Origin of the sequence: Bacillus sp. MM2020_4 (assembly GCF_011250555.1) — a bacterium.
GTDB lineage: Bacteria > Bacillota > Bacilli > Bacillales > Cytobacillaceae > Neobacillus.
In genome coordinates this window covers 52326-67980 of the sequence record NZ_JAANMZ010000008.1, presented here as the reverse complement: position 1 = coordinate 67980, position 15655 = coordinate 52326, and the positions used below count along the sequence as shown (strand labels likewise).

The window sequence follows — 15655 nt, the reverse complement described above, 5'->3', positions numbered from 1 at the left end:
TTAAAAAAGAATCGGTACCTGGTCCCAGCTAGTCACACGCATTAGCTCACTGGGTTCCGGCACCCGATACCTATTTTCCTTTACTTATTAGAGGTTGACAACTCAAATTGTGATTTCAGATAATAATATACCCCGTCTTCATCGCAAGTGAAATCAGTCACGTCATTCGCAATTTCTTTTATGCGATCAGGTGCATTTTTCATCGCGACTGCATAATTGACAAGTTTCAGCATGGGCAAATCATTATCACTATCGCCAATAGCCAGCGTTTCATGCACTGACAACCCAAAGTGTTTTAACATCTGTTGAACTCCGGTTGCTTTGTTCACGTTTGCGACCATCACCTCAACATTGTGCTCAGAAGAAATTGACATAGTAAAATCGATTTCCTTCTTCAATTGTTCAAGCACTTTTTTCCAGCTATTGATATGTTCTATTGTTCTAGCAAAAAAATAAAATTTGGAGTATTCATTTCCTTCTAAATGATCCTTCCAAGCAATTTCTTCTTTTAGTGCCTGTTTACGTGATAGCCACTCATTCAAACCGACACTGTCCGGTTTAGGGTCTCTTATTTCATCCTCAACATAGACTTGGTCTTGCTTTAGCGTGACTCGAGGGGTTCCATATGGAAAAAGTTCATAGTACACCATATGTTCTCTCGCTTTTTTTATAATAGTTTCAACCAAATTAAGCGGGAGTGTATGTTTAAATATGATTTCGCCATCAACATATCCCGCCATACCATTTGACGTAACGACCCCATCAACTTGAAATCCAGGCGGCACCATTGGTTCTATTTCATCAAATGCTCTTCCTGTTGCTATAAAAACATAATATCCTTGTATCCGTAATGCATCTATTATTTCCTTTGTATGTATACTTACCACATTTTGATGGTTTAGTATCGTCCCATCCATATCTAAAAATATTGCTCTAGGTTTAAATTCCAAGCTTATTCCCTCCTGCCACCACCACTTTACCTTATTAGACCAGTAGGATCAAGCTGATTGCAGTAGAATTATGTTTTTTGATTCGCATGATGTCGGTCCACTTGATAGATAAAGGCAAACACTTCTGCAACAGCATTATACAATTCTTCCGGAATTGTTTCATTTAATTGCAGTTGACTTAATAACTCCACTAAGGATGGATCCTCCTGGATCGGAACCTGATGTTCTTTTGCTTTTTCAATGATTGAATTTGCCACATGTCCCGCGCCTTTGGCCACCACTTTTGGAGCCGCTTGTTGGACCGCATTATAGGTTAAGGCAACAGCTTGCATTCGTTTTGTTTTTTGACTCATACTTTTACATCTACCCTTTTTGAAAAATCCCTTGATAATAAGGTGGGATTCATCTGTATTTTCCCTGTCTTCCCTTTACCATTAGGCGGAACCACCTGTATAAACGAAAGCTTATAGCCGACATGTTCGAGCTTTTCCTTTAAAGTTGGAGTTAAAGTTGGAATAAGTAATGCTAATTCGTCTGAATTGTTAATAACACAAATATGAACCACCCGATTTTGCACCTGCATGTCGATTACCGTTTCTTTTAAACTTTCCAAATCTAAGTAAAATAAGATTCGGCAATGGTCAGAATCAATTTGGCCATTCTTTGTTTTATGGCCCTTCCATTGGATGGTTACATCCGTTTGTCTCTCATTAAGCGTTAATGGGAATTGCATCACCAATTGCTGCATCGGCCCTGTTAAGTCTTGTGAGATTAGTTGCAAACCTGTTAATCGATGTAACAGAGGCTCTAATTCCTTTCCTTCTGTGCCGAGTTCCGCAATGGCACTCATTAAGAGAGGTTTTAATGATCGAAGTGGGTCTATAGATCTCTTTAGGTCTTTTGACCATAACTCTACTTCATTTTCATAGTCTAAACCTAACGTGCGACTCATCGTTTGCAGCATTTGTTTTACTTCATTACCGCTACTTAGTTCATCCATTGTATAACTTATTTGAAAACTTTCCAGCATTTGTTTTAATGATTCCACTTTCTCATAGGTTAAAAATCTCCCAGTTCCTAAAAAAATCCGGGCTTTTTCTAGTTGACTGGTAAACGATTCCGTTTCTTGTATCGCAATTAACGATTGAAAGGTTTGTCTTGTAAAGGGCAATTCTTTTTTGATCATCCATTCAAGGGCGGTTAGTTCTTTCGTATCAGCGACACTGTTTATCCAAACCGAAGCAGTCCTTAACTGTTCATTTGTAAATGGGACTTCTTCTGCTAAAAAATACTGCAATAATTGCTGATTTTGCTTTGTGTTGGGCAGATGAAATTGTTCGCACAATGCTTTCACCGGAATGCCAGGCCCTTTATCTTCTACTACTTTCAGTTGAATACGGCCTTCTTCACTTTGCAAAACCTCAAATATGTACCTATCTTCATTTAATGAAGCCTTAATTTGAGCCACCACTCTTGTACTACCAATCTGAACAATCGCAGTCTCATTTGGAAGAAATTTCTCCACTCTGCCATAAAACATTTGCCCTGGTTTCAAAGATAGCAAAGTTGCTTTTTGTACATTTTCAACATTCATTAGGGATTGGATCAATTGTACTGGATTCATAAAAAAACTCCTTTAAACTATTATAAAACGAATAAATAAATATGTAACCAATAAATAGAACCTGCTTGACACATTTTATTCCATGGCAATTTTCAATCCAATCAAAACATGAAGCTGTCGAGAAATTCTCGACAGCTTCATGTTCAAATAAATGAAATAGGTTTAGCATAATTTCTGTGCAATTCTTGTGTTATCCGGAATGGAACTTAGTTCAACGATTGAGTAAGCGGCATTCGTAATCGCTTGAGCCAGCGTCTCACCAGATGCACAAATGTCATTAAAGCAAATCTTGGAAAAATCCTTTATTGTATAGGTAAATCCTAACTCCTTTAATCGCTCCACAATTAGCATCGCATGGTCAATATTGTCCTCCGGCTGAAAATCAGATTCATGAATAAAGACTCCCTTTTCATAGTCAAACCAACGATCCCATCTATTTAACTTCCAACCTAGTATTCTACGTGCAATTGAGTCGATTTTATTCATTTTCATCAATCCCCTTTTCTACATTAATTTATTATTGCTTCATATGTTATATAACAGCGTTATTAATTAATTGTAATTATATAACAGCACTTAATTAATTTCCAGTATTTATCGAAAAAATTTTCAGAAGGATTATTTTAAGTATGGCATTTCTACGCTTACATTGAACTCCATATACATAAAAGTAAAATACTGACAGGAGTATATATCAATGGACAAACAAAATAGCGGATTTAGATGGGTTGTTTTTGCTTCTGTATTGTTTACATACTTTTTAATGGCAAGCCAAAGAACAGCACCTGGATTAATTACTGACCAGGTTATGAAGGATTTTCATGTAACTGCATCCACCATCGGGTTACTGACAAGTATGCAATTTTTTGCCTACACTTGTCTGCAGATTCCCTTTGGAATCCTAGCAGATCGGTACGGTCCCAATCTTTTTCTTATTTTAGGGGCAATACTGACTGGAATAGGGACAATACTTTATAGTCTTGGTACGAATGAATTTTTCCTTTTTCTCGCCAGATTTCTAACGGGGATTGGGGATGCAACAATCTGGGTTAATCTTGTGTTAATTTTGAGTCAATGGTTTAGAGTAAAGGAGTTTGTCAGATTAATTGGGCTAGCGGGAATGACCGGAAGTCTAGGATTCTTGCTGGCAACCGTTCCTTTTTCAGCATGGATTGATTTATTGGGATGGAGAACAGCGTTTTTTTCAGTGGGAATGATGTTATGTCTTTGCGGAATTCTCCTCTATTTTGTACTGATTCAAAAGTCAAAGCAAATACCCCCAAGCAAAACAATAACTAAAAAAAATGAGATAGAACGGGAAAAAACACTGATTTTACTGCGCCGCATATTTTCCAATCGGCAGGCATGGGCCTTATTCCTTTGTCATTTTGGAGTTGTCGGTGCATATGTAGGATTTATCGGTTCGTGGGCTGTTCCTTATGGAATCCATGTATATGGTATGACTCGGTCGGATGCAAGTCAGCTTATTATGATTGGGCTCATCGGGGCCCTTATAGGAGCTCCGTTAACGAGTTGGATCTCAAGTGTGTTGGCAACGATAAAACGGCCATATGTAATGGTTCATCTCACCATTTTATTGTGTTGGGCCGCCTTTATTTTGTTTAATGGGAAGCCGCCACTTTTGATGCTGCATATACTATTTTTTATCATTGGCTGTGGTTATGGGGCAAGTGCTTTAACCTTTGCCATCGTCCGCCAATCCTTTCCAAATAGAGATTCAGGAGTTGTCTCGGGGTTTGCAAATACTGGGGGTTTTTTAAGTGCCGTCCTGTTGCCGAGTATTTTTGGAATGGTACTAGACCGTTTCCCTGCCACGCCAAACAGTATTGGTGTGGGATATTACTACAGCTTCTTCATACCAGTGGTCTTCTCCCTTATTGGCTTGATGGGTGTAATTTTTATTAGGGAAAACCTGCCCGTGATCAGCCGAGAGAAAGGTCTTTTTAAAAAAAAGTGACTGGGACCTTCCAAATAGGAAAGCACCAGTCACTCTTTGTATATTCATGATACAGCTTTAGTAGAGGAATAAATGGCCTTATGCTCGCGACCAGTCCGGCCTTTTCCTAAACTAATCAATGCCATAAACGATAAACAATAAAGTAAAGCAAGGTAACTCATTGCAACAGTGACCGTAGCATGCTGTAATATGAAACCAACTAAAATTGGAGATAGGCCTCCTACTGCTCGACCAAAGTTGAATATCGTATTAGTAGCCGTACTGCGAACCTCAACTGGAAAGTAATTACTGATTAATGCACCATATCCAGCAAACATTCCATTTGAAAAGAATCCGACGATAGCGCCGCCAACTAAAAGGCCTGTACTGCCGGATGCATAGGAATAGAGGAAAACCGACACTGCTGAGGCAAATAAGAAAATTCCGTATGCCTTCTTCATCCCCAGTCGATCCATGAATTGCCCAAATGTCAGCATTCCTGCAATCATTCCTACTGCAGTACTTATCGTCCAAAGTGCAGAACTTGAAACTGATAAACCTTGTGATTTTTGCAGCATTGATGGCAGCCAAATCATCAGTCCATTATAGCCGGCAATTTGAACACTCGCCATTATAGCTAATGCCACTGTTGTTAAAGCAATCCTTTTTGTTGCAAATAATTGCTTTAAATTTCCTTGCTTTGGCACAAGCTTTTTCACTTTTTTCGAAGTTAGCCATTCCGGGGATTCGGCTAAATTCTTCCGCACAATAAAGGCATAGATAACCGGAAGCACTCCGACAAGGAACAATCCTCTCCAACCCCATGCCGGAAGTAGGATAGCGCTAAGTAGTGCGGCAAGAATCACCCCATATTGAGCCCCGATACTAACATATGATGAAGCACGTCCCTGCTTATTCTTTGGCCATGCCTCTGCGACCAGTGCCATGCCGATTCCATATTCTCCTCCTGCTCCTAGACCAGCAATAAATCGAAATAGGTATATTTGTTCAATATTTGTCGCCAGTCCGGTTAGTGCCGTACCGATAGCAAACAAAATTATCGTATAAGTAAAGATCTTCACTCTTCCAAACTTGTCTGCTAGAATTCCGAAAATTATTCCTCCAACGAGCATCCCTATGTTGGTAATAGAAGAAATAAGCCCACCCGTTGCTAAATCAATATGAAATTCTGCGATAATGAGGGACATAGCAAAAGAAATAAACATGATGTCCATTCCCTCTAGGGTTAAACCTGCGACTGAAGCCACTACTGTTTTTCTCTGATAATTCACTTTTTGACGTCTCCTTCCAAGCCTCTCTGGACTATGATTAAAAGATACTTTGACAAAATAAGACGCCCTTTCATCCAAAGGACAAAAGGGCATCATATAAGAACAGAATATACGAAGTTACTTTCGCCTTTTTGGTCTCTCAGGACCAGATTAAAGGGAATATATTTTTACTAATACTATCATGACAATTAATTTGTGACAATAATTTTTTTACTTCGAATTTTTGATTTTGTAATTTTTATGATTCACAATGGTTATTAATGGTTCGCCTTTATCCTTTGAAAAACCGTATTGAACAATTACAGAATTTTCCCTAATGGCAGAAACCTCACCTTCAAAGGAATTCCCTTCCCGCTGAAAGGAAATAATATCACCAACTTTTGCAGTAGCCATTCCATCACCTCTTCTTTATCTTATCCAGAAAATAGTTTATACTAAATGAACTATCATATTCAATAAAAGGAGATATTTTCTATGACTGAGAATCATCAACCCGAAGAGGGAAAGAAGAAAATCAGCTTGCAAGAGGCAATGAAGCAGCAATTAGCAAACAAAAAGAATCAAGCCTCCTCTAGTAATGGAAATACGAATGCCAACCTTTCAACTAAAAAGTTGAAGAGCCAGCAAACAAAGAAACCAAGCAATACCCGCAGAAAAATGGGTACCTAATGAACGGGCAAAATCGGAAAGACATAGTCCCGGGCCTGACAGTTGATATTGTTTTAAAAAAGGACCAAAGAACAGGAAAGCTTACTAGAGGAATCGTAAAAGATATCCTTACCAATTCAAGCACCCATCCCCATGGCATCAAAGTAAGGCTAGCAGATGGCCAGATTGGGCGCGTTCAGAAAATTCACCCCAATTAAAAGTTTGACGAAAGCATTTAGGGAATTTTCCTGAATGCTTTTTTATTTATATTCTTATTGAAGAAAAGTAACCCGATAGTAAGTTCATTTCTTTCTAATAAGTCTATTTTCACCATTAATACTTTTTCAAAGCGATTACTGCATTATGCCCACCAAACCCAAATGAATTGGAAATCCCTATTTTGAGATTTGTTTGTCGGGCTACGTTCGCTACATAATCTAAATCACATAATGGATCGGGGTGTTCTAAGTTAATAGTAGGCGGAATGATGCCCTCCTGGAGACTTTTTGCTAATGCAATGGCTTCAACCCCACCAGCTGCTCCTAATAAATGTCCTGTCATCGACTTATTTGCCGTAACTGGTATCTTGTATGCTTGTTCGCCAAATAATTTTTTAATAGCATTTGTTTCAGAAATGTCACCTACCTCTGTGCTAGTCGCATGAGCACTAATTACATCGACATCATCAGTAGAAATGGACGCATCTTTTAAAGCCATTTTCATGGCAAGATAGGCTCCCTTACCTTCTGGATGGGGAGAAACCATATGATATGCGTCAGAACTAGCCCCATATCCAATTACCTCGGCATAAATTCGTGCATTTCTTCGTAAAGCATGTGTTAAAGATTCTAGTATTAAAATTCCTGCACCTTCAGACATGACAAATCCATCTCTACCTCCATCAAAAGGACGACTAGCAGCACCTGGCTCATCATTCCTCGAAGACAACGCTTTTGCATTCCCAAAACTGGCTAGAGACAATTCTGTTATAGCTGCCTCAGCCCCTCCAGCAAATGCTACATCAGCGGTACCATACCGAATAATTCTAAAAGCCTCTCCAATAGCTGTATTTCCAATTGCACAGGCGGATACGGGTGCCATAGAAGGTCCCAATGCCCCCCATTTGATACTGATTTGTGCTGAAGCAGCATTAGCCATCATCGAAGGCACCATTGTTGGACTTACCCTTTGTGGTCCTCTTTCTCTAAGTACATCAATATTTTGCATCAAAGTCTCAATTCCACCTATTCCCGAACCAATATATACACTAAGACGCTCTAAATCGATTTCCTTAATGTTCAGATTGGAATCGTTCCATGCTTGTTCAGCTGCAACTAGAGCAAATTGACAAAATCTATCCATACGCCTTGCATCCTTCTGACCAAGCATGTCCTCAGCATTGAAATCCTTAATGAATCCAGCAATTTTTGTTTTATGTTTACTTATGTCAAATGTATTTATGAAAGAAATGCCAGACTTACCTTCGACTAAATTCCTCCAAAATTCTTCAACATTGTTTCCTAAAGGCGAGACAACTCCCATTCCTGTAATCACAACTCGTTCCATATTTATTCCCCCTAGTCAAGATTATCCATATTTTCACACAACACGTATCCTATTACAAGTTGTTGTTTATCCTAGTATAATTAGTAATATGATTATCACTATCTGTCAGGAGTAATGTAAAATGAATAGTAAAACTAGATTAGAAGCACTTTCCGCTTTTTTAAAGTCTAAACGTGCAAATATTCAGCCTCAATCACTAGGATTTCCAACTGGGGCTAGGAGGAGAACACCAGGATTAAGGAGAGAGGAAGTCGCCCAGTTAGCGGGTGTGAGCACTACCTGGTACACATGGCTAGAGCAAGGGAGAGATATTAAGGTCTCTTCTTCTGTACTAGATTCTATAGCAACTGCTCTCCAATTAAATAACGATGAACGAAAGTATCTATACGATTTAGCATTAGAAGTAAACACAAATGTGTATAAACAAGAAGTTTTACAAACAAAAATTTCCCCATCTTTAGAAAAAATATTAACAGAATTAAAATATTGCCCTTCGTTGATCACTGACCGACATTTTCAAATCGTTGGTTGGAATCCTGCAGCGGCCTATGTATTTTTGGATTTTGAACAAATTCCCATTGAACAGAGAAACTTAATCCGCATAGTGTTTACTAGGAAAGAATTGAGGTCTCTAGCCGTCAATTGGGAGCATTTTGTGAAAGGCTTTCTATCCATCTTTCGAGTTTATTATGGACAATATTTGGGGGATGAGTGGTACACTCAATTTCTCGATGAAATGACTAATCTTAATCCAGAGTTTAAGACTTTATGGCAAGAAAACCAGGTAAGTATGGCACCCGAAGTTTTAATTGAATTTAGGCATTCCAAAGCAGGAAAAATGCTATTTAATTTATCTTCCTTACAAGTTCATGGAAATACAGATTTATGGTGCAGCATTTTTACCCCCGTTGAGGGTTCATCTACAGAAGAAAAGTTGAAGAGAAGGATGATTAAAAGGGAAAATGGTTAAGGAATCAATCATAAAAATAACCATCACTCTTGCATTTTTTGTTACCCTATTGCAAAAGGGAAGTGATTCCTACATCACTTCCCTTTCTTTATTTATTCTTTCGTTAATGTTAAGGAATTGTCCCTACTCATTTTTTTTTCTAACTGTGTCAGCTGGGCATCAAAGCTACTGTTGCTGAAGGACTTGCTAACTTTTTGTTCTAACCGGTCGAGGTAGTGCTCAATATCTTTAAACTTCGAGAATGACTTTTGGTGGTAAGAATCAGATTCTAACACCTGGTTCATTCCGATGTTGGCACGTGTAATATTTTCCCTGCCCATTAATTCCATTCTTCGTAAATGCATATCCTTTAGTTTTTGCTTCATTTCTTCATATTTTATTTCTAATTCAATTAACTGCTCTGTTGCCTGTTCAAGTGATGCCTCTAAGCGCTGCATACGTTCTGAATAATGCTGATGCTCGGCCGTAGCAAATTGGCAGAGTTCTTCTTCCCCAGCTTTTAAAGCAAGTTCTGCTTGGTACTTTCTTTTTTCAGCTAATTCCCTTGCTAGGTTATGCTCTCTGGTAAATTCATCTTTTAATTGCGACTGACGTTCTACCAATTTCCCAACCTTTGCTGCTTCCTGCTCACATTGGTGGAGGTATTGATTGAGTTTAGCAATCGGATTTTGTTTTTCCTTTTGATGTAGCGTTTCATTTAAATCTGCGACGATAATATCTTTTATTCTTGTAAATAAGTTTGTCATGTACTATTTCCCCTTTAGCAATTTTTATTTTTTTAATTCATTCCATTGATTTTCAAAACTAACAAATGGATCCATTTCATTTTTTGCTGCCGTTTTTTTGTTATTGTTCCAATTTTTATAGACAAGATAGAGCACATATGCAGCACCCACTCCAATAAGAGCTGGGATGTGATGGATTGTTGTTGAAAGAACCAATAAGCCGATAATGATTAAGCCGATTTTCATCCCTAATGATTCCGTTTTTAAAAACTGCTTAAAGATGAAGTACAGAATCGCTAGACTAACCAGTAATCCCACCATTGGTCCAATTGTTTTTAGCAAAATTATCGCGGCAAGGCCGCCGGCTACCAGTAAACCAAATTTTTTCATTATATTTTCCTCCTTAATTTCCTATCCAATTTGTTTTCCTTATCTTGATTCCATCTTACCTTTTTTCAGGATGTTTCATAATTGCGCTTGAGCTTGATTTTTCCATCGGTCTTAAGACTTAGGTGATGCAGGACCAATTTATTCATGCATAAAAAAAGGACAAACCACGACTGGTTAGTCCTTTTTCATATAAATGCGGGAATCAAGAATCTCTCCTATCTATGTAAAGAAACTGTAATACTAATCTATCTCTTTCATTCATAGAAATAGAAACTAATAAACGATTTACGAGAATTCAACTAGGAGGGAATAGATCGATGAAAAAACTAATTTCCACATTGACAGTAGTGATTGCACTCTTATTTGCTTCCCCGGCTTTTGCTTACACCGTTAAAAGCGGGGATACCATGTCTAAAATTGCAAGAGATAATAGCCTTAAGTTAGCAGATATAGCAAGACTTAACCCGCAAATTCAAAATCTTGATTTCATTAACATTGGGGAGATTGTACATACAAATAAATCAGAAGAAACAACAACGAAACCGGAAATCGTTGTGGGAAATTCAGAATACGAAATCAATCTGCTTGCTAGACTAGTTAGGGCTGAAGCACAAAATGAGCCCTATCAAGGAAAAGTAGCTGTAGCCTGTGTTGTGCTTAACAGAGTTGATAGCGTCTCCTTCCCTAACACAATTAAAGAGGTTATATATCAAAAGGGTCAATTTCAGCCTGTACAGAATGGTCAAATCGATAAACCTGCTGATGCGGATTCTATTAAAGCCGTTCATGAAGCAATGAATGGGAGCCGGAATATAGCAGCCGGGTCGTTATTTTTCTATAATCCTGCCATTGCTACTAGTCGTTGGCTTGATTCAAAACCGACAACATTAGTGATTGGACGGCATGTATTTAAATTCTAAGTATCCTTAGAATTTTACCATTCTACGTTACAGCAAAAAGAAAGCTCATTCGGTCAAGGCATACTTCCTCCCATTTTCCGAATGAACAGAACCTTCCGTTAAAAAACAATCGTTTTATTTTGATGGACAATAATTCGGTCTTCTATATGCCATTTTACTGCCCTTGCCAATACACTTCGTTCAATCGTACGACCCAATTTTTTTAGGGTATCGACATCTGAACGGTGATCGACTCGAGCAATGTCCTGTTCAATAATTGGCCCTTCGTCCAAATCATTCGTCACAAAATGAGCAGTCGCGCCAATAATTTTCACTCCGCGTTCATAGGCTCGTTCATACGGTCTTGCGCCAATAAACGCTGGTAAGAAGGAGTGGTGGATATTGATAATTTTTTTCGCATTAGCTTCCACGAATTTTGGTGTTAATATTTGCATATAGCGCGCTAAAACAATCACATCTATAGCATACTCATTGAGTAGCTGCAGCTGTTGTTCTTCTACTTGTTCTCGAATCTCTTTATTTGCCGGAATATAATAGAATGGGATATTTAAACCTTCCACCACCTCTCTCGCCTCTTCATGATTACTAATAACTAAAGCGATCTCAGACATTAAATCCCCGCTTTGCCATTCCCATAAAAGTTCCAACAGGCAGTGAAGTTCCTTTGATACAAATATCGCCGCTTTCTTCACTTTGTAAACAGGAGTTAAACGCCAGTCCATCGAAAATTTTGCGGCAATTTCAGTAAATTTTAGCACCATTTTGTTTTCTTTTGTTTTTAATAACGGGCATTCAAACTCAATCCGAATAAAAAATAGGCCGCCCTCAGGATTGGTTGAGTACTGACTGGACTCAATGATATTGGCATCAAAAGAAAATAAAAATTGCGAGATGGCTGACACGATCCCAGGCTGATCCGGGCAGCTAACTAACAAACGCCCACGATTTTGGTTATGTTGTTTAAATTGTTCGATTTGATTTTTAATAGTGAAATTCATATGTTTATTTTCCTTTCTGTTAATGACCACCATTATACAGTAGACAAGACTCCTTTGTTAAGAATTTTCATATAATTGATAAATATCCATCTGCTAAATCGGATAGCTTTTTCTGTAAATAATTTCACAACCTCAAAAAAATTGCTTATCAATCCCCCCCTCCATTAACGCATTTTTCATCCTCAAATTTATTTTCATCATGTAACCGCTTTAATTTCCCAAATTTTTAAAATATATGATATATTCAAGTAAATAAAAAATAGGGAGAGAAAATTATGACAGTGAAAACACAACGGGCATACAATTTTAATGCTGGGCCATCTGCATTACCTATTTCAGTCCTCGAAAAAGCCCAAGCAGAACTAATCGATTTTCGTGGTACTGGAATGTCAGTCATGGAGCTTAGCCACCGGAGCAGTACCTATGAGGAAGTTCATAATCAGGCCATTAACCGCTTAAAGGAACTACTGTCTATCCCGGATCAATACGAAGTACTGTTTCTCCAAGGCGGAGCCAGTCTTCAGTTTTCCATGATCCCAATGAACTTTTTAAAACCGGGTAAAAAGGCTGGATATGTGATGACCGGTTCTTGGTCTGAAAAAGCATTCGCAGAGGCGAAATTGTTTGGGGATGTTTATCAGGCAGCTTCTGCTAAAGATGGAAATTACCGAAACATACCAACTGTTTCAGAATTAAAGTTTCATCCAGATGATGCCTATTTACATCTAACTTCCAATAATACAATTTATGGTACACAGTGGGCAGATTTTCCAGACACTGGGGATGTACCGCTTGTTGCAGATATGTCGAGCGATATTCTATCAAGGCCGATTGATGTCAGTAAATTTGCTTTCATCTATGCCGGCGCCCAGAAAAATCTTGGCCCTTCTGGCGTAACTGTTGTCATTATTCGTAAGGATTTCCTTGAGCAAGCGAACACCAATATCCCATCAATGTTAAAGTACAGCACACATGCTAAAAACAACTCCCTATATAATACACCGCCAACCTTTGGCATTTACATGCTGGGAGAGGTTCTTAACTGGGTTCGTGAATTCGGCGGATTATCTGCTATTGCTGAGCAAAATGAAAACAAAGCTAATCTTATCTATCATACAATCGAAACTAGCAATGGTTTTTACATAGGCCATGCTGCGCCAGATAGCCGTTCACTAATGAACATCACCTTTAATTTAAAATCAAAAGAATTAGAGAAGAAATTCTTAGAACAGGCTAAACAAGAAGGCTTTGTAGGAGTTAACGGTCATCGCTCCATCGGTGGATGCCGTGTATCAGCTTATAACGCCGTTCCGTTTGAAACATGCAAGGCATTCAGTGAGTTTATGGGTGTATTCCAAAAGAAAAATAGCTAAATAAATGAAAAACGGAGGCATTCTTGTAAAAAGAATGACCTCCATTTTTAGTCAGATAGTACCGTTCTATTCTTTTTTATGAACTAAATCTTACTTAATGTACATGCCTTTTGTGATGGTAAAATCTATTCACCGTCCACAATCTCTTTTAAAATTTCATACGAACGTTTTTGTTTGTCAAGATCATAAATATAGGATACCGCCATGAGTTCATCAACGTTATATTTTTCTTGGAAATGAATGAGTTGTTGTTTGACTGTCTCTTTACTGCCCATTAGGGTCACGCTAGACATCGATGATGCCATATCCTTCTCCGCTGAATTCCAAATCTCATCCATGTTCTCAACAGGAGGTTGCAACGGATTTCTTGAACCTCTTACTACATTAAGGAAAAATTGCTGCATCGTTGTCGACTGCCAATTTGCTTCCTCATCCGTTTCAGCAGCAATAACGTTTAAACAGACCATCATATAGGGCTTATCTAAGTACTCAGAAGGCTGGAAACGACTGCGATAAATTGATATCGCTTCTTCCATATACCTTGGCGCAAAATGGGATGCAAATACATATGGCAAACCTAATCTTGCAGCTAGGTAGGCAGAATCTGTTGACGAACCGAGAATATAAATTGGAATATTCGTACCGACACCTGGATAGGCTCTCACATAACTTTGCCTTTCTTCAGGACCAAAATAGGTAAGCAAGGCATTAACATCATCAGGAAATGTATAAACAGAATCATTTTTCGAGCGCCTTAAAGCACTTGCGGTCATCATGTCCGTGCCGGGAGCTCGGCCAAGCCCAAGATCCACACGATTTGGGTAAATCGTTGCCATTGTTCCAAATTGTTCGGCTACAACTAATGGTGAATGATTGGGTAGCATCACACCGCCAGATCCCACCCGGATGTGATCAGTATGTTCTAATGTATGTTTGATTAAAATAGACGTGGCAGAACTGACAAGTGTAGGCGTATTATGGTGCTCTGCAATCCAATAGCGCTGATAGCCCATTTTTTCAACTGCTTGTGCTAGTTCCACCATGGCATCGATCGCTTCTTTCGGGCTATGTCCCTCGCGTATGGGGGCTAAATTTAAGACAGACACTGGTAATTGAATGGTTGCCATATTCATTTGTCCTTTCTATTAGGAGTACACTCCCATCATACCAATAGGAATATAAGAATTAAACTTAAATGCCTATGCAGGACTCCTGCCGGTTATCCATAAGAAAAAGAGAAGGTTTACCCCTCCCTTTCGTAAAAGACTCTTAACCCTTTTTACTCTTTCCCTGCTGAATGGGCACATTTTGTGGTCGTTCTGGGTAAAATCCTTTTCCTGCATCGTCAGGGCCAGTTAGGGTATTTCTTTGATCCAATACCCGACCGTTGAATTCAATTGGATTTTGCTTTTTCATGGGTTACCTCCAAATAGTATGTCACTTAACTTAACTTTTCTTGGCTTGCTTTTTCATCCTTACCTCTGCTTCACTCATTTTGATATTGCTTCTAGGTTTACTTTTTTGAAGAGCCTTTTTTAATTCCACAGTAGCATCATCATCAGTGCTATATCGCTGATCCATTCTCTGCTCTCCTTCCATGACTGTTTTTGAACATGCATTCCGATTTAGTATTGATCTCTATAATACTTTTTATGTTGACTAAAAGAGTATCAATTATCGATTTCTGAATTGCCCTGCTGACCCTTCTTTGATTTGAATAAATTTTTTGAGACGGCATTTAGTAAATTAAGAAACCGGTTGAAGCTAAATCCTACAATAAATGCGATGCTTATTGCTCCGTATGGCGTATCCCCATAATTAGTGAATTCAATTTGAAGGAATCCGCTTCGAATTAAGGTGACTGCCATGACCGCCGTTCCTGTTGCGAAAATAGGATAAAAAATATACATAATCCATTTACGATAATCTTGTAATTCGTCCTCCATATAATGAGAACAGAACATATAGAGATGCCTTAGTGACCCTCCAATGGCTCCCGAAAAGAAATAGAAAAGGAAATTCTTAATTTGGGGAATGAATGGCAGTGTTTTTTCGAGAAATCCTGCCATTAGAACAGTTATTGCCAAAAAACTACCGAAAAACAAAAGAGATAAATAAAGTAAAATAATGGCTTTCAACCAACGCTTCAAGAAATCACCCCGTATTTCAGATAATGTATCTTATGAAAGGGGCATCCACGACGTTTACCTTATTTGTCTTTAATATTTAATAAAAATCTGCA

Annotated in this window: 20 protein-coding genes; 6 read left to right on the top strand and 14 right to left on the bottom strand. The window is 38.4% G+C overall.

Annotated elements, in window-relative coordinates:
- Positions 1–80: 80 nt before the first annotated feature.
- The 4 genes from G6554_RS08425 to G6554_RS08410 form a co-directional block, all read right to left on the bottom strand.
- Entirely contained in the window at positions 81–950 is an 870-nt protein-coding gene (locus G6554_RS08425) for an HAD family hydrolase (protein WP_166240693.1), read from the bottom strand.
- Between the two features lie 68 nt (positions 951–1018).
- On the bottom strand, positions 1019–1303 hold the full coding sequence (locus G6554_RS08420; protein WP_166240691.1) for an EscU/YscU/HrcU family type III secretion system export apparatus switch protein: 285 nt from the start codon (positions 1301–1303) through the stop codon (positions 1019–1021).
- Positions 1300–2574: a hypothetical protein gene (locus G6554_RS08415; RefSeq protein WP_166240689.1), complete on the bottom strand. Its 1275-nt coding sequence runs from the start codon at positions 2572–2574 to the stop codon at positions 1300–1302. Before G6554_RS08415 ends, G6554_RS08420 begins: the two co-directional genes overlap by 4 nt.
- 162 nt (positions 2575–2736) lie before the next feature.
- A complete protein-coding gene (locus tag G6554_RS08410; RefSeq protein WP_166240687.1) occupies positions 2737–3060 on the bottom strand; it encodes a BC1872 family protein in 324 nt (107 codons plus the stop codon).
- Positions 3061–3271: 211 nt separating this feature from the next.
- Between G6554_RS08410 and G6554_RS08405 the strand changes: the two genes are divergently transcribed.
- A complete protein-coding gene (locus tag G6554_RS08405) occupies positions 3272–4552 on the top strand; it encodes an MFS transporter (protein WP_166240685.1) in 1281 nt (426 codons plus the stop codon).
- A gap of 44 nt (positions 4553–4596) precedes the next feature.
- Here the strand turns inward: G6554_RS08405 and G6554_RS08400 are convergent, their stop codons facing one another.
- Positions 4597–5823 carry an MFS transporter gene (locus G6554_RS08400; RefSeq protein ID WP_166240683.1) on the bottom strand — a complete coding sequence of 409 codons (1227 nt, stop codon included), beginning with the start codon at positions 5821–5823 and terminating at the stop codon, positions 4597–4599.
- Positions 5824–6033: 210 nt separating this feature from the next.
- Positions 6034–6216: a DUF2187 family protein gene (locus tag G6554_RS08395; protein ID WP_166240681.1), complete on the bottom strand. Its 183-nt coding sequence runs from the start codon at positions 6214–6216 to the stop codon at positions 6034–6036.
- A gap of 81 nt (positions 6217–6297) precedes the next feature.
- Here G6554_RS08395 and G6554_RS08390 point away from each other — a divergent pair, with 81 nt between their 5' ends.
- Positions 6298–6492, top strand: coding sequence for a hypothetical protein (locus G6554_RS08390; protein WP_166240679.1), 195 nt, complete (start codon positions 6298–6300; stop codon positions 6490–6492).
- Positions 6492–6689: a YwbE family protein gene (locus G6554_RS08385; RefSeq protein ID WP_166240677.1), complete on the top strand. Its 198-nt coding sequence runs from the start codon at positions 6492–6494 to the stop codon at positions 6687–6689. Before G6554_RS08390 ends, G6554_RS08385 begins: the two co-directional genes overlap by 1 nt.
- Positions 6690–6804: 115 nt before the next feature.
- On the opposite strand, the gene fabF is transcribed toward G6554_RS08385, so the two are convergent.
- Positions 6805–8037, bottom strand: coding sequence for a beta-ketoacyl-ACP synthase II (gene fabF, locus G6554_RS08380; protein WP_166240674.1), 1233 nt, complete (start codon positions 8035–8037; stop codon positions 6805–6807).
- Positions 8038–8158: 121 nt separating this feature from the next.
- On the opposite strand from fabF, the gene G6554_RS08375 reads away from it, so the two are divergent.
- The gene (locus G6554_RS08375) at positions 8159–9007 is read left to right on the top strand and encodes a helix-turn-helix transcriptional regulator (RefSeq protein ID WP_166240672.1); all 849 of its coding nucleotides are present in this window, start codon (positions 8159–8161) and stop codon (positions 9005–9007) included.
- Between the two features lie 92 nt (positions 9008–9099).
- On the opposite strand, the gene G6554_RS08370 is transcribed toward G6554_RS08375, so the two are convergent.
- Positions 9100–9753: a PspA/IM30 family protein gene (locus G6554_RS08370; RefSeq protein WP_166240670.1), complete on the bottom strand. Its 654-nt coding sequence runs from the start codon at positions 9751–9753 to the stop codon at positions 9100–9102.
- 24 nt (positions 9754–9777) lie between these two features.
- The gene (locus G6554_RS08365; RefSeq protein ID WP_166240668.1) at positions 9778–10122 is read right to left on the bottom strand and encodes a lmo0954 family membrane protein; all 345 of its coding nucleotides are present in this window, start codon (positions 10120–10122) and stop codon (positions 9778–9780) included.
- A 317-nt stretch (positions 10123–10439) separates the two neighbouring features.
- Between G6554_RS08365 and G6554_RS08360 the strand changes: the two genes are divergently transcribed.
- Complete coding sequence (locus G6554_RS08360) at positions 10440–11042, top strand: cell wall hydrolase (RefSeq protein WP_166240666.1); 603 nt, start codon at positions 10440–10442, stop codon at positions 11040–11042.
- Between the two features lie 98 nt (positions 11043–11140).
- On the opposite strand, the gene purU is transcribed toward G6554_RS08360, so the two are convergent.
- Positions 11141–12040, bottom strand: coding sequence for a formyltetrahydrofolate deformylase (gene purU / locus G6554_RS08355; RefSeq protein WP_166240664.1), 900 nt, complete (start codon positions 12038–12040; stop codon positions 11141–11143).
- A 275-nt stretch (positions 12041–12315) separates the two neighbouring features.
- Here purU and serC point away from each other — a divergent pair, with 275 nt between their 5' ends.
- Complete coding sequence (gene serC / locus G6554_RS08350) at positions 12316–13413, top strand: 3-phosphoserine/phosphohydroxythreonine transaminase (RefSeq protein ID WP_166240662.1); 1098 nt, start codon at positions 12316–12318, stop codon at positions 13411–13413.
- 125 nt (positions 13414–13538) lie between these two features.
- On the opposite strand, the gene G6554_RS08345 is transcribed toward serC, so the two are convergent.
- The 4 genes from G6554_RS08345 to G6554_RS08335 form a co-directional block, all read right to left on the bottom strand.
- Positions 13539–14540, bottom strand: coding sequence for an LLM class flavin-dependent oxidoreductase (locus tag G6554_RS08345; protein WP_166240660.1), 1002 nt, complete (start codon positions 14538–14540; stop codon positions 13539–13541).
- 142 nt (positions 14541–14682) lie between these two features.
- Positions 14683–14829, bottom strand: coding sequence for a hypothetical protein (locus G6554_RS08340; protein WP_166240658.1), 147 nt, complete (start codon positions 14827–14829; stop codon positions 14683–14685).
- 30 nt (positions 14830–14859) lie between these two features.
- On the bottom strand, positions 14860–14994 hold the full coding sequence (locus G6554_RS25980; protein WP_278187280.1) for a hypothetical protein: 135 nt from the start codon (positions 14992–14994) through the stop codon (positions 14860–14862).
- Between the two features lie 89 nt (positions 14995–15083).
- On the bottom strand, positions 15084–15563 hold the full coding sequence (locus G6554_RS08335; protein ID WP_166240656.1) for a hypothetical protein: 480 nt from the start codon (positions 15561–15563) through the stop codon (positions 15084–15086).
- Positions 15564–15655: the final 92 nt, after the last annotated feature.

Bases quoted from the DNA above. Each gene is read 5' to 3' on its own strand.
- G6554_RS08365 (WP_166240668.1), bottom strand. From the start codon at position 10,122: ATGAAAAAATTTGGTTTACTGGTAGCCGGCGGCCTTGCCGCGATAATT.
- G6554_RS08370 (WP_166240670.1), bottom strand. From the start codon at position 9,753: ATGACAAACTTATTTACAAGAATAAAAGATATTATCGTCGCAGATTTA.
- G6554_RS08390 (WP_166240679.1), top strand. From the start codon at position 6,298: ATGACTGAGAATCATCAACCCGAAGAGGGAAAGAAGAAAATCAGCTTG.
- G6554_RS08385 (WP_166240677.1), top strand. From the start codon at position 6,492: ATGAACGGGCAAAATCGGAAAGACATAGTCCCGGGCCTGACAGTTGAT.
- G6554_RS08415 (WP_166240689.1), bottom strand. From the start codon at position 2,574: ATGAATCCAGTACAATTGATCCAATCCCTAATGAATGTTGAAAATGTA.
- G6554_RS08420 (WP_166240691.1), bottom strand. From the start codon at position 1,303: ATGAGTCAAAAAACAAAACGAATGCAAGCTGTTGCCTTAACCTATAAT.
- G6554_RS08395 (WP_166240681.1), bottom strand. From the start codon at position 6,216: ATGGCTACTGCAAAAGTTGGTGATATTATTTCCTTTCAGCGGGAAGGG.
- serC (WP_166240662.1), top strand. From the start codon at position 12,316: ATGACAGTGAAAACACAACGGGCATACAATTTTAATGCTGGGCCATCT.
- G6554_RS25980 (WP_278187280.1), bottom strand. From the start codon at position 14,994: ATGGATCAGCGATATAGCACTGATGATGATGCTACTGTGGAATTAAAA.
- G6554_RS08345 (WP_166240660.1), bottom strand. From the start codon at position 14,540: ATGGCAACCATTCAATTACCAGTGTCTGTCTTAAATTTAGCCCCCATA.
- G6554_RS08340 (WP_166240658.1), bottom strand. From the start codon at position 14,829: ATGAAAAAGCAAAATCCAATTGAATTCAACGGTCGGGTATTGGATCAA.
- G6554_RS08360 (WP_166240666.1), top strand. From the start codon at position 10,440: ATGAAAAAACTAATTTCCACATTGACAGTAGTGATTGCACTCTTATTT.
- G6554_RS08405 (WP_166240685.1), top strand. From the start codon at position 3,272: ATGGACAAACAAAATAGCGGATTTAGATGGGTTGTTTTTGCTTCTGTA.
- purU (WP_166240664.1), bottom strand. From the start codon at position 12,040: ATGAATTTCACTATTAAAAATCAAATCGAACAATTTAAACAACATAAC.
- fabF (WP_166240674.1), bottom strand. From the start codon at position 8,037: ATGGAACGAGTTGTGATTACAGGAATGGGAGTTGTCTCGCCTTTAGGA.
- G6554_RS08410 (WP_166240687.1), bottom strand. From the start codon at position 3,060: ATGAATAAAATCGACTCAATTGCACGTAGAATACTAGGTTGGAAGTTA.
- G6554_RS08375 (WP_166240672.1), top strand. From the start codon at position 8,159: ATGAATAGTAAAACTAGATTAGAAGCACTTTCCGCTTTTTTAAAGTCT.